Consider the following 13,142-nt stretch of genomic DNA (forward strand, 5'->3'; position numbering starts at 1 on the left):
TACCGAAGATGGTTGAAATCATCCCGCGGCACCGCCCACGAGAGACTCCAGATAGGCGATAAGCGCATCGGCACGCCCTTCCTGGATCAGGGCATCGGCAGTCTTGTAACTGAAGGCCCGCAACGGCTCATTGCGCAGCAGAAAGACAGCCCGCTCGGAGTCGCCTGTCATCTCGGTGGCCACGGCCAGCACTCTTAACATGTCCTGCAGGTACTTTTGCAACTGAGGTGCCTGAGGCCGCGCGGTAGGGGTATTGCGATGCACATGCGCGCGCTCGGCCAACTCCTGTACCCGAAAGCCGAAGAAATCACTGACCTTGGACGGGGATAGATACGGGGTGTTGGGCTCGCGGAACCGCTCAACGATGGGTTCTTGCAGCACGGTATTCATGAGTTGTCTCCTAACGCAGGGGTTACGCACTAATTATGCACTGAAAGTGCTTTCTTTCGTAATTGAGCCACCGTACAAAGAAGGCGCCGCCCAGCCGGGTTAGCGTTTCCCATAGGCGTCTACGGGCTTTGGGCCCTTACCGGTTTGTACCTGTGCCCATGCAGGTTGCAGCGAATCTGGCATCGCAACCTTGTAAGCAATTGCGTACAACAGCTTAGGCAATTGCCTACTCCCTAAGTGCTGGATGGCCAGTTAATATCGCTGACGTGTTATGGATCGATACGGGCTGACAAGGTTGTAAGCTAGGAAAATCGCAGTAGAGCGATACATCATGACGATGACCCAATGAACCGGAATCAGTAAAAACGGCGGTTTCCATCCCGCCGTTTTTTTTGTCTGAATTACTCTGGCATTGTCCAGGACCGCAGCTTGTAGCCTTCTGGGCACAATTCAGCGCGCATCTCCACCAATAGGCTTTTTCAACTGCCCGGGTCGGAATACGCACTTCTTGGAATCTGTTTTCGGCCAATACGGAGCGTTGCTACAGTCCATGACAGTCAAACTCAGTTCGCCATTACTGTCTTGAGGAGCCCAGCTAACGCATTGAAAAGGTTTAAATGCGCGGCCGACAATCAAAGTGCTTCATTGATGCGCAGCGGGTTGCTCATGGGTTGTTGACGCCGATGCCGAATTGACCTGCCAACGCAAGACTGACCCACGGCCCCATCGGCAACAAATCTGGGGAGCAAAATGGCACTGCTAAGTGAAATCTAAGTCCCAATGCCTCTGCGACCCTTTCCGGACGTCAGACACCGAGCGACTTATTATGCTCGCCGGGATCAGTCGCGCGTCTGCTGATCGATAAGCTAACCGCACCTGTCAACGCGCCAGGAACAACCATACGCCCACCAGCACTGCCAGAAATACCGTATTGGCAATCATCAGTACCATCGGGCGCCACCCCATTTCCGCCAGTTCCTTGAATGAAGCTTTCATACCCAGCCCCACCATGGCAACTACCAGACACCAGCGCGAGAGTTCGATCATGGCATTGCTGATCGATGACGGCAGGTATCCGCTGCTATTAAGCAGTACAACAATGACGAAGGCGACCAGAAAGCCGGGCAAGGGAAAACCGGACTTGCCGCCCTTGCTACCGGCGTCCGAATTCCGACGTGCAACGATGACTGAGATCATCACCACTACCGGAACCAGCATTGCCACCCGCAGCAGCTTCGTAAAGGTAGCAACGTCCCCTACGTTGTCTGAGACCATGTAGCCTGCACCGACAACCTGCGCGACGTCATGAATAGTCGCACCCAGAAAAATACCAATTTCCGTATCACTGAAACCAAAATAGCTGACGATCAGGGGATAAAGAATCATCGCCGTGGTGCTCAGAGCCGTTACCGAGATCACCGTGAAAATGAGGTTTTTTTCCGCGTCTTTGCTCTGGGGCAACACTGAGGCCACAGCCAAGGCTGCGGACGCACCGCAAATGCCAACAGAGGCGCCCGCCAGCACGCTCTGTGAACGGCCAAGCTTCAACCACTTACCGCACAGGATACCGAAACCAATGGTCGCTGGTACGGCCACCAGCACAATGGCTATGGGCGTAATACCAAGCCCCAGTAACTGCTCAATGGTAATTCGGGCGCCAAGCAACCCTATACCAAAGCGCAGTACCGCCTTGGCCGAAAAGACAATGCCCGCGACACAACGGCCTTCCAACGAAAGGTAGTTCAATGCCATGCCCATCAACACGGCATAAAGGATGGTTGGACCACCGTAGTGCTCCGATACGAACGTTGCAGCCATACCGACGACAAGGCACAACACAAAACCCGGCAGCAGCTCCGCCACACGCGTACGCAACCCGGCGAACCGACAGGAAAAAAAGGACTGATCGACTGAGTTCATTCTACTGTCCAGTAGTCTGTGAGAAAGGAACGCCAAGGATAAAGACGCGTTATTCTTAGAATAAAGAAGACAGCAGGCTCAAAATCGAACCTGCTTTAAAAGGAGTAGAGCTGTTTACTTATCGGTGCCGCCGATCGGGCTCCAAGACTCAGGAATGAGAATCTTGTTTTCAATATTTTGCACTAGCGGGCGCATTTTAAGAGCGTATTCAAGCCACTCCTCACTGGCCTGCAGTTCCTGCCGGCGTCTCCATCGGTCATCCATCGACTCGTAGCCCCACATATGTACCACTTGATTCAGCGGCCCAATATCGGTATGGAAATAGCCAATCATATTACCCAGAATACGAACTTGAACATCCTTGCCCAAGGCCTCATACAACTTAAGAAATTCGCCGAGCTTGCCGTTATGAAGAGTATAAATTCGCTCATCAACAAACATTTTTCATCTCCAGAAAAAGGCGGGCTCCATTACTAGTCACATGACAAAACACGCACTGCCATGACTCAACAAAACCCCGCTAAAGAAACACCAGAATGAATGATCCTGTGTTGCAGACCCACGACCTGAAACCTATGACTAACTAATCGAGAGTAAGTTACCGTAAATAAATCATGCAGAAGCGTTCTTACATCATCGATTAACCCAGCGCATTAATAGCTCGATGAGTACTTCATTACTTCATGGTTGGCATGGAAAACTGCGACTGGCTGCTACTGGCCTGCCAGCGGGAAGTAATCGTCTTCAGCTTGGTAAAGAAACGTATCCCTTCCATGCCGTGCATATGGTGATCACCGAACAGTGAACCCTTCCAGCCACCGAAACTATGGAATGCCATCGGTACAGGGATTGGGACATTGATACCCACCATGCCCGCCTGAACCCTAGCGGCAAATTCGCGAGCAGCATGGCCTTCCTGAGTAAATATGGCGGTGCCATTGCCGTACTCGTGGCTGTTGATCAATTCCAGCGCCTGCTCAAAGTCATCAACACGGACAACAGCCAGTACAGGACCGAATATTTCCTGCTGATAAATGCGCATGTCAGGCGTTACGTTGTCGAATAGACAGCCGCCCATAAAGTAGCCTTCGCCATGCTCGGGGTTCTGTAACTGACGCCCGTCCACAACCAGGTCTGCGCCTTCCTTAATGCCGCTGTCGACAAAGCTCAACACAGTGTCCAGGTGCTCGCGCGTCACCAGCGGGCCCATCTCGGCGTCCGGGTGAGTACCGGGCAGCACTCTCAGGTCTTTGAGTCGGTCTTTCAGTGCAGCCACCAGCGGATCAGCAATATCGCCTACGGCAACCGCGACTGAGATGGCCATGCAACGCTCACCTGCAGAGCCATAGGCAGCCCCCATAAGCGCATTCACGGTGCTGTCCAGGTCGGCATCCGGCATGATAATGGCATGGTTTTTGGCACCGCCCAGGGCCTGTACTCGCTTGCCATGCTCGATACCGACTTTCTGTACATAGCGTGCAATCGGTGTGGAGCCGACAAAGCTGACAGCGCTGATACCCGGGTGTTGCAGCAGGGTGTCCACCGCCTCCTTGTCGCCATTGACCACATTGAACACACCCGCCGGCAAGCCCGCCTCTGAGAAGAGTTCCGCAAGGCGCAGCGTGCTGCTCGGGTCTTTCTCCGAGGGCTTCATAATAAAGGTGTTACCACAGGCGATCGCAATTGGGAACATCCACAGCGGTACCATCACTGGGAAGTTGAATGGCGAAATACCAGCACACACACCCACGGGCTGACGCACAGACCAGCTATCGACGCGGGTACCTACGTTTTCGTTAAACTCACCCTTGAGCAGATGCGGAATTCCACAGGCGAACTCAACCACTTCAATACCACGGGTGACTTCACCTTTGGCGTCATCCAGCACTTTGCCGTGTTCCTGAGAGATCAGCAGCGCCAGCTCATCGATGTTCTCGTTCAGCAGCTGCAGAAACTTCATCATTACCCGGGCCCGGCGTACCGGCGGCGTGGCCGCCCAAGCCGGTAACGCATCGGTCGCAGCCTGAACTGCCTCTTCTACTTCCTTTACGGTCGCCAGGTTCAGCTGCGCACTCTGGAACCCCGTCGCCGGATTAAATACTGCACGATTGCGCTCACCGCGACCAGTTACTACTTTGCCATTAACATAGTGCCCTAACTGATTCATTAGTTATTATCCTTTTGAGTTGGCATCACATTTACGAATTTTATGGGTTGAGTGTCTGGCTCACCGATAACTTCATCGCCACGATTAGTAGTTTCACCGTAACGCTTGAGAGCAGGAGGCTTAAGGCCTTCATAGAGCTTTTCGAGCCTGACATTAACCGCACGTTCGTGCTTTACAAAAAGGCTGTTGCCTTCACGGTCGTTATCCACGATAAAGGGACCGATTTCATCAACTTCAAAAATCCACATCGCCTGTGCAATACCATTTTCTTCCAGCCAGTGCACATCTTTAACACGGGTAATACCACGACCGAGCAATGCGCCAGCGCCATAGCCCACGGTTGAGAGATAGCGTGCACCGTTGGGCATAAAGACGTCTCGGTAAGCCTCTTCCGGCATTCCGCCCTTGCCGATAATGATTTTTGCACCCGAGGTTTCGAACCAGCTTTTCATCCATTTTCCGAAGCGAAAACTGGCAGTCGCTGTTACAGCCCCCACATCGTAACCACCTTCTTTATTCAGGCTTGCTGCCGGAGAACAATGGAAGTTGACATTGGAAATTGATCGGATATCAACGGGCAGTTCTTCTCCGCTTTCCAGGACTTTTTTGTAAACGCCTTCCCGGGCGGTATAGATTGTGCCTGTCAGATAGACAATATCGCCCTGCTCCAGGTTATCGACATCTTCTTGGGATACGGGCACCTGCAATTTTACAACTCTCATATTGCTCATCAGATACCCTCCCGCCGATAGAAGTCGGTGAACCATTGCGGGTCATCCCTGAATTCAACCCGGCCATCGCTATAGATACGCGCAGCGGCGCGGCGGGACGAATGACAGAACGAATGAATGCTCATGGGCATGCCGCCGGTATGGGTGTATGCCACTTCAACATGGCAGTCGATGACCAGCGTCTTGCCTTCAAACCCCATGGGGCCCATGCCGATGCTGTTGCCGAGGTCCTTGAGCTCTTGCTCCAGCTTGGCGACATCCGGATCCGGGTTAACATCGCCGACAACGCGCAGGCAGGCGGCCTCCTTGCCGATTCGCATACAGGTGTCTTTGTTGCCACCCAGACCCACGCCGATGATGGCCGGTTGACAGGCCAGGCCACGGCGGCCAAAAGAGGCCATGGTGTCGAGGAAGAAACGCTTGATGCCGTCAATGCCATCACCCGGGAACAGCATGCGGTAGTCGGTACCGAACAGGCCGCCCTTGTGTACCGTGATGATATCGATCCAGTCACCGCCGGGCTCAAACGTATACTCGACCTCAGGGGCATGAATACCCAAGTTGTTGTTGTTGTCCTTGCGCGTTAATGGATGCACACGGTTCGGACGCAGCGGAATTTCCTGAGTACCGATGACAACCGACTGACGCAAGGCATTTTCCAGCGCCACAAAGCCGCCCTGCACCATGGCCTCATTCCCTGCCTTGACATAAAACCGCGGCAGGCCAGTATCTGCACACATCGGACGCCGGTCCTTTTCGGCAACGTCGTAGTTGTCCAGCATGGTCTTGATAACAAAGCAGGAGAGGTTTTCGGTCTCCCTGCTCGCGGCCTGCTGCAGGGCACGCTTGTAGTCAGGCGGAATATCAATGGCCGCCCGGGACATCAGCTCCGTTGCCGTTTCCAGCACCAGTTGCTGCGGTATGGGATTAAAACTCATGATGCGACTCCAATTTTATTGTCGTTTTCTTCTGGTATCAGCGTCTGGCCAGGTTTAACGCGGGTGAATTCAACCGGTATTTCCGTCACGGTAATAGCGTCACCGTCCTGCCGAACCCGCACATAGGTTGATGTGTCCAGGTCACCCTTTTCGGGGAAATCATCACGAAAGTGAGCGCCCCTTGAGTTCTTGCGCAGCTGAGCCGACTTGATAATCGAGAGGCTGACGCTGATCTGTGAATGCAGGTTCAGCCAGTCATGCCAGGTCTGGTTATAGGCCTTGCCATGATCGGGAATACCCAGACCCATGAGTTCTTCGCGGATGGCTAATACATCGTCATAGGCCCGCACCAGCCCTACTTCGTTGCGAATAATGCCGGCGTCATCCCACATTTTGTCTAACAGGCGATAACGCAGATCGGTCAGATCACCCTGGCTCTGGCGAAACGGCGTATCAATGAATTCCAGCGTTTGCGCGATTCGATTTTGGTCAGGTTCAGCGAACTGTCCCTCCCGTAAGACCCAGTCGGCCATGACATCGCCGGCAATGCCGCCATAGACCGTCGAGTTGGCCACACCGTTACCGCCCAGGCGATTGGCGCCGTGTACACCGCCGGCATCCTCCCCTGCACAGTAGAGCCCGAGCATCGCGGTTTCGCAGTCTACGTTCACCTCAACGCCGCCCATCATGTAGTGTGCCGTTGGCACCACCTCTACCAGGCCGCCTGCGAGATCCGCCCCTACATCCTTGCAACGGCTGACCATGCCCTTGAATTTCTTGCGCACATTGTCGACCCCCAGGTGCGCCATGCTGATATGTACGCCACCACTTTTGGTTGTATTGCCCTTGCGCATTTCGCGATAGATCGAACGGGATACCACATCACGGGTGGCGCGCTCGCCACGCTCATCATAGGAGTGCATGAAGCGCTCTCCCTTGCCGTTGAGCAGGTGGCCGCCCGCGCCGCGCAGGCCCTCCTCCAGCACCGTACCGGTCAAACGCGTGCCTTCGCCGGCCAGCAATCCGGTGGGGTGGAACTGCACCATTTCCATATCGCGCAGATTGAGACCCGCCCGTAGCGCCATGGCCAGACCATCGCAGGATTTTTCGCCGGACGGCGTGTGGTAACGGTACATCGTAGGGCCGCCGCCAGTGCCCAGCATCACGGCCTTGGCCTGAACAAACAGAGGCTTACCGGTGCGGATATTAAGCATCAGAATGCCCGATATCCGGCTGCCATCTTCGGACTGGATAATCTCGATGGCCCGGTGATCCTCAAGCCTGTCGATAGGCCGAGACCACACCTGCTCGGCCAAGCGGTTGATGATTTCGATACCCGTCAGGTCGCCTTTATGAATGGTGCGATCGAACGTCTGGCCCGCAAATGCCTTGCCATGCAAGGAGCCGTCGTCAACACGGTCAAAGAAGCATCCAATCTCGTTTTCCAGCTCAAGCACTCGCTTGGGCGCGGTTTCTACCAGTTTCCAGGCCAGTTCCTGATTGGGAATCCAGTAGCCGCCATGGATGGTATCCATAAAGTGACGTTCGACAGAGTCACCATCATTCAAGGCAACGTTGTATCCCCCCTGCACCATTCGGGTACAGCCACACTTTCCCAGCAACCCTTTAACGGCCACGGTAATCTTGAGGTCCGGATTGCTTTTATGGGCATGAAGCGCTGCGAATAAACCGGCGCCACCAGAGCCGAGAATCAGAATATCGGTTTGTTTAGTTTCAATAGTCATACCGTCTCCCATGCATCCTCAAAGGACACAATAAGCTGTTTAAAATGCCCTAAGAAGAAACAAGCAACCGGTCGCCGCAGCGCCGGTCGCGGCGACGGAAATCAAATACCCCTGCCACTCTTTCCAGGCAAAAAACTCGATAACTAGCAGGCGCACACCGCCTAAAAGGTGAACCGCGAGCAAACCCACTAAACCGGCTTCGGCAAACTTGATCAGCGGGGCATCAGCCCAATAGAGGAAACCGTCCAGCACATGGCTTCCCTGGAGAACTAGACTTAACACCAGAAAGTGAAACGGTAGGAAAAGCGCAAGGGCAACGCCCGACCAACGCTGGACAAACGAGGCCCAGTATTCTTTTTTATCGCGGTTGGTTTTCACAACACCAGCCCTCCTATTGCAGAGATACCTGTCACGCAGAGCATCAGGAAGAACACAGTCAGAACGCGGTTTACAATCGCTCCTCTCCACCCCAATACTTCAAATGCGACAGTACGCAGTCCAATGGAAGAGTGAACAGCAGCTGCAATCGTGAATACCGAGTAGAAAACTCCCATGACATAATTTTCGCTGGTGCGCTGCAAAATTTCAGCCGAAGACAACCCACCCTGAATCGCGATAATCATCCCAACGATATGTATCACCACAAACAATCCCAGTAACATGGCGCTAACACGATGCAAGAGCCACAACTTGAACTCGATTCGAGTGCTCATATGTCCCCCTTCAGCGTTGCAAAGGCTACCGCCCTTTTAAGGCCGGCAATGGAACGTGTAGGATTCAGTTCCAATGGGCAGCGGGCCATACACTGGGAGTTGGTATGGCAGTTCTGACAGCCGCCATCACCGCTCACTGCTTTCAGGCGCTCTGGGTTCGCGAAGTCTTTGGCATCATTGATCAGTGACCAGGCACGTTGGAGTGCCGCAGGGCCCAGGTAGGCGGGGTTAGACGCCACCACATCACAGGCGGCGTAGCAGATGCCACAATTAATACATTCGATGGCCTCGTCGACTTTCGCGCGCTGCTTGTCTTGCGGCTTGATTGGCGCGAACTCCTGCACCGCCGATTCTGCCGGCTCAAATCGGCCTTTGGCTTGCTGCCACTTGTCAAAGAATGGTTCCATATCAACCACCAAATCTTTGACAACCGGCAAGTTAGCCAGCGGCTCAAGCCTCAATGCATCATTCTCTACGACGTTGCGTACCAAGGTGCGGCAGGTCCAGCGAGGCTTGCCGTTAACCTGCATTGCACAGGAACCACACATACCGACCCTGCAGGCAAATCGATACGACAGGGAACTATCAACCGATCGCTGAATATGGGTCAAAAGATCAAGAATTGTTTGCTCCTCAACAAAAGGAACCTGGAACTCTTCAAAACCACCTTCCTCTTTTCCTCGCCAGACTGATACGGTTATTTTTTTGTGATTATGTTCCATATTTTTTGCGCCTCACCGGAAGTACATGACTGCAGAATTACTGGCTACCGTTTCATACAGTCGATCTTATAACCGCAGATCTACTTATGCCATCCATATAAATTTAATAACAGCTTAAGGATTTATTAATATGATGGTCGAGCAACGCCGTCCCTTTCCTGCTGAACTCATTTGCGAGGCTGCCGATCGCGTGCTCAAGCAATACAGTTACATAGAAGCCAGCCGTTCACTCGGCATTGGCAAGTCGGCACTCCGCCGCTGGGCCAGCCAGGCTCAGCAGGAGCGCGAAGGTCTCACTCCGCAGAGCAAAGCACTGACACCGGAACAGCAAAAATCCAGGAGCTGGAAGCCCGGATCATCAGCCTCGGACGGGAGAGATCGATACTAAAAGGCTACCGCGCTCTGATGTCGGAAGATCACGAAAATACGTGCTGATCATTCAGCTTAGCGTCCATGATCCGGTTGATTGACAGTGCAATGTGATTGAAATCAACCGCTCAAGCTACTACGCCCACCGCCTCAGGTGCCGGACTCCTGATGTCGAACGGCTTCAGTTGTGCAGCCGGGTGAGTGAGCTGTTCTCGCAAAGCGCAGTGCTGCAGGTAGCCGCACATCCTGTTGATGATGGGTAAAGACGGTAAATGAGCAACTGGGTCGGTTCAAGGTGCGCAGCTTGATGCGTGCGCTTGAACTCATAAACAAGCAGCCGGGGTCGCTTGCCTACAAACAAGCGTAAGCGATCCATGAACACCGTCTTCCAATAAATGGGGTTGATGCTTACTGTGGCGTCGCTGGTGTGCAGTTCCACAGCAGCAGCGCTTCGTAGCCCTCGACGCTGTTGACCTGAGGCAGGCACTCGAGGATGTGGTGCACGTAGGCGTAGGTCTCTTGGCCGTTGGCCTTGGCGGTTTCCACCAAGCTGTAGAGTTGGGCACTGGCGGTCGCGTCTTTGGGCGTGTCGCTGACTCGACTCACAGGATCGGAACGCGTCGCCGCCATCCAGAACCTGCTGGCCATCGCCAAACTGAACGGATATTGAGCCATCCGCCTGGCTCAAGGACACGTTGGAAAAGCTTCCCGCCTGGCCAACAACGAATCGATGAGCTATTGCCCCTCAGCGCCGAAACCTGAGTAAAGGTGCCGGCCGGACGTACGATCAACTGCGCGGCTGCGCTCGGGCTCCACAGGGCGGAACCATAAAAGCACCCTGCGAAAGGCTAGCCTTCGCAGGGTGTGGGAATGACGATCTCATCAGGCAAGCCCGTAGCGCGACCCAGGCTTGCCTGAGCTACTCCGCCAAACAGGATGCAACTACCTGACAGCCCCGTCAGCAACGAGGCAACTGTCAGAGCAGCGGCAGGGTGTAGCTGGCGATCAGACGGTTTTCGTCGATATCGTTGGTGAAGTTCGAACGCACCATGGCATTGCGCCAGCGCACGCTGAAGTTCTTCAGGGTGCCTTCCTGGAACACGTACATCAACTCGGTGTCGCGCTCCCACTCCTTGCCGTCGCCGGCAGCGTCCAGATCGACGTTATCACCGCTCAGGTAGCGGGTCATGAAGGTCAGCCCAGGGATACCGATGCCAGCGAAGTTGTAGTCGTAACGCACCTGCCAGGACGTCTCGTCCTTGTTGGCGAAATCGCTGATCTGCACATAGTTGACGAGGAACGGGTCGGTGCCGTTGAGATAGGCGAAGCCGGTGTCGCCGCTCATATTCTGGTAGCCGATGCCGAATTTGTGCACGCCCAGGCCATAGGTGAGCATCGCGCCCAGCGCCTTGTTGTCGACGTTGCTGTGGCCGTCCCCGGTGGAATGCGCATAGCGCAAATCAGTCTTCAGGCTCTGCCCTTCGCCCAGCGGCAGCACATGCACCAGGTTGAAGGAGTTCTGCGTATACAGATCCTCCAGGTTGGAGTGGTAGTAGGCCGTGCTCAGCTCCTTGTTGAGCTGGTAGGTGCCGCCGAGGAACCGGAAGGAATCGGTCAGGATACCATCGGTGAAGGTGAAGTCGCGCCGGCTACCGGCGGTCATAGACAGGTCTTCGAAATCGCCAGAATTGCGGTTGTTGACCTCGCGCACATAGCCGCCATCGAGGGTCAGGCCGTCGATTTCCTGGGAAAGCAGTTGGCCGCCCTTGAATACCTGCGGTGTCAGGCGGCTGTCGCTGGAGGAAATGGCCATGTTCTTGAACTGCATGCTGCCGACGCGTAGGGTGGTCTTGGACAGCTTGGCCTTGGCGGCCACCGCCAGGTCGGAGGAGTAATCCTGGGAGCCGCCCGAGCGGTCGGGCACCAGCAGACCACTGCCGGCGGTGCCCCCTCCTGAGTCCAGCTTGAAGCCGAGCATGCCGATGGCATCGATGCCGAAGCCCGCCGTACCCTCGGTATAGCCGGAGTTCATGCGCAGAATGAAACCTTGCGCCCATTCTTCCTGTTTGGCCTGGCTGGCGGCGGCCTGACGGAAATCACGATTGAAATAGAAGTTGCGCGCTTCGATGCTGGCCTTGCTGTCCTTGATGAATTCGGCGTTGGCGACTTGGCTCAGGGACATGCCCAGAGTGACGGCGACTACGGCCAGCGCCAGGGAGGTCTTTCTCATTATGATTTTCTCCAGTATTTTTATGGGTGGCTCATCGACACGGGCGCACACTTAGACCACGAAGAGGCAGGCACGCGCCGAATTCGTGGGCTCACTCTTGCCCGGTTCGGCGTCCGGATAGGCCGGCGGCATGCGAGGTGAACCGAAAATCTGGGGTACATGGCAACTTGATCGAAGCACCGGGACACCCTGGCGAACAGCAGGAAGATAGTCTTGCTCAGCACAATTTCCGCATCTTCGAACCAGTACTCATCGCTGAGCAGTAATCGGGGTATCGCAAGCTCGGATCGGTATCGGGGCGGAGATTCAACGGCTTACTTTTATAAAAAATCACTTCGCGCGAAACGGGAGAAGTTCCAAAAGCCATTTCACTAAAATAGCAAAGGGCGAGCAGCCAAAAAGACTCCAAACAGCAACAGGAAGATCCAAATGATCTTTTGAAACATATCGGCATCAAGCCGATGGGTCAGCAGATGACCAAGTATCGTAGATAGAAATGCCAACGGCAAGAAAAGTAAATAGAGGCCAATCAAACGAGGTGTAATCAAGCCAGAAGACAAATAACTTATAGGAATTACAACGCCACTTAGAATATAGAACCCGCTAATGGTACCTTTGAACTGATCCTGACTCCAACCTCTGAGTCCACCATAAATACTGAAAACGACACCACGGAGGGCGTAAGCAGACCCAAGCATGCCTGCAAGACCTCCGAACAGATAACTCCAGCCATCTGACTTTAACTGTAATTGCGATTTAGGCCCTAAACGCCACAAAGCCATGGCAACGAGCAAAACGCCAAGTAAGCTCTTGACCACAACTTCATTGCCTAAACTCAACAGCATGACACCAAGAGGGATACCAACTAAGGCTGCGACGGATGTACGTTTTAGCGAACTAAGCTGCAGTGATCGCCGCCCCTGCCAAAGCGCATTAACCGAAATAGTTGTGGAGAGACAAATAATCAAAGGCACAGCTTCACGTATATCAATGAACATTGCCAGCAGAGGAACCGCCAGCAAACCATCACCAAAGCCGATCGCCGCGCGCAGCAATAATGAAAAAAAAAGTATCAAACCGATGCAACTTAGGTTATCCGACGCCATTGCCAGGCTAAGTGATGACGAGATGTATTCCATTTATTTAGCCTATTAATAGCAAACTAAAGCGTACGCCATAATCCTGAAAATGGGACACTCCTAGATCAGTGCCCCATT

Annotated in this window: 12 protein-coding genes and 4 pseudogenes; 2 read left to right on the plus strand and 14 right to left on the minus strand. The window is 54.0% G+C overall.

Annotated features, from left to right (window positions below):
• Positions 1-18: 18 nt before the first annotated feature.
• The 11 genes and pseudogenes from ELQ88_RS01585 to ELQ88_RS01635 form a co-directional block, all read right to left on the minus strand.
• Complete coding sequence (locus ELQ88_RS01585) at positions 19-390, minus strand: DUF2384 domain-containing protein (protein WP_138963218.1); 372 nt, start codon at positions 388-390, stop codon at positions 19-21.
• Between the two features lie 401 nt (positions 391-791).
• Positions 792-1,058: pseudogene (locus tag ELQ88_RS34480) on the minus strand (hypothetical protein).
• Positions 1,059-1,269: 211 nt separating this feature from the next.
• The gene (locus ELQ88_RS01595) at positions 1,270-2,310 is read right to left on the minus strand and encodes a putative sulfate exporter family transporter (RefSeq protein WP_138963220.1); all 1,041 of its coding nucleotides are present in this window, start codon (positions 2,308-2,310) and stop codon (positions 1,270-1,272) included.
• A gap of 114 nt (positions 2,311-2,424) precedes the next feature.
• A complete protein-coding gene (locus tag ELQ88_RS01600; protein WP_138963222.1) occupies positions 2,425-2,751 on the minus strand; it encodes an NIPSNAP family protein in 327 nt (108 codons plus the stop codon).
• A gap of 235 nt (positions 2,752-2,986) precedes the next feature.
• Positions 2,987-4,477 (minus strand): CoA-acylating methylmalonate-semialdehyde dehydrogenase, encoded by a 1,491-nt coding sequence (locus ELQ88_RS01605; protein WP_138963224.1) that lies wholly within the window; start codon positions 4,475-4,477, stop codon positions 2,987-2,989.
• Positions 4,477-5,208, minus strand: a complete 732-nt coding sequence (locus tag ELQ88_RS01610) for a fumarate hydratase C-terminal domain-containing protein (protein WP_138963226.1) — start codon at positions 5,206-5,208, stop codon at positions 4,477-4,479. The genes ELQ88_RS01605 and ELQ88_RS01610 overlap by 1 nt, the downstream gene beginning before the upstream one ends.
• On the minus strand, positions 5,208-6,146 hold the full coding sequence (locus ELQ88_RS01615) for a fumarate hydratase (protein ID WP_138963228.1): 939 nt from the start codon (positions 6,144-6,146) through the stop codon (positions 5,208-5,210). Before ELQ88_RS01615 ends, ELQ88_RS01610 begins: the two co-directional genes overlap by 1 nt.
• Entirely contained in the window at positions 6,143-7,891 is a 1,749-nt protein-coding gene (locus ELQ88_RS01620) for an FAD-binding protein (RefSeq protein ID WP_138963230.1), read from the minus strand. Before ELQ88_RS01620 ends, ELQ88_RS01615 begins: the two co-directional genes overlap by 4 nt.
• Positions 7,892-7,930: 39 nt before the next feature.
• The gene (locus tag ELQ88_RS01625) at positions 7,931-8,269 is read right to left on the minus strand and encodes a succinate dehydrogenase (RefSeq protein WP_138963232.1); all 339 of its coding nucleotides are present in this window, start codon (positions 8,267-8,269) and stop codon (positions 7,931-7,933) included.
• Positions 8,266-8,604, minus strand: a complete 339-nt coding sequence (locus ELQ88_RS01630) for a succinate dehydrogenase (protein ID WP_138963234.1) — start codon at positions 8,602-8,604, stop codon at positions 8,266-8,268. The genes ELQ88_RS01625 and ELQ88_RS01630 overlap by 4 nt, the downstream gene beginning before the upstream one ends.
• Entirely contained in the window at positions 8,601-9,326 is a 726-nt protein-coding gene (locus ELQ88_RS01635) for a succinate dehydrogenase/fumarate reductase iron-sulfur subunit (RefSeq protein ID WP_138963236.1), read from the minus strand. The genes ELQ88_RS01630 and ELQ88_RS01635 overlap by 4 nt, the downstream gene beginning before the upstream one ends.
• Positions 9,327-9,459: 133 nt before the next feature.
• Here ELQ88_RS01635 and ELQ88_RS34485 point away from each other — a divergent pair.
• A pseudogene (locus tag ELQ88_RS34485) lies at positions 9,460-10,059 on the plus strand (transposase); the annotation flags it as partial.
• A gap of 44 nt (positions 10,060-10,103) precedes the next feature.
• On the opposite strand, the pseudogene ELQ88_RS01645 reads toward ELQ88_RS34485, so the two are convergent.
• A pseudogene (locus tag ELQ88_RS01645) lies at positions 10,104-10,289 on the minus strand (transposase domain-containing protein); the annotation flags it as partial.
• Between the two features lie 22 nt (positions 10,290-10,311).
• Here ELQ88_RS01645 and ELQ88_RS34035 point away from each other — a divergent pair.
• Positions 10,312-10,429, plus strand: a pseudogene (locus ELQ88_RS34035) (transposase domain-containing protein); the annotation flags it as partial.
• Positions 10,430-10,671: 242 nt separating this feature from the next.
• Here ELQ88_RS34035 and ELQ88_RS01655 read toward each other — a convergent pair.
• Complete coding sequence (locus tag ELQ88_RS01655) at positions 10,672-11,925, minus strand: OprD family porin (protein WP_138963240.1); 1,254 nt, start codon at positions 11,923-11,925, stop codon at positions 10,672-10,674.
• Between the two features lie 371 nt (positions 11,926-12,296).
• Entirely contained in the window at positions 12,297-13,064 is a 768-nt protein-coding gene (locus ELQ88_RS01660; RefSeq protein WP_138963242.1) for a sulfite exporter TauE/SafE family protein, read from the minus strand.
• Positions 13,065-13,142: the final 78 nt, after the last annotated feature.

The organism is Pseudomonas sp. MPC6 (assembly GCF_006094435.1).
Lineage (GTDB): Bacteria > Pseudomonadota > Gammaproteobacteria > Pseudomonadales > Pseudomonadaceae > Aquipseudomonas.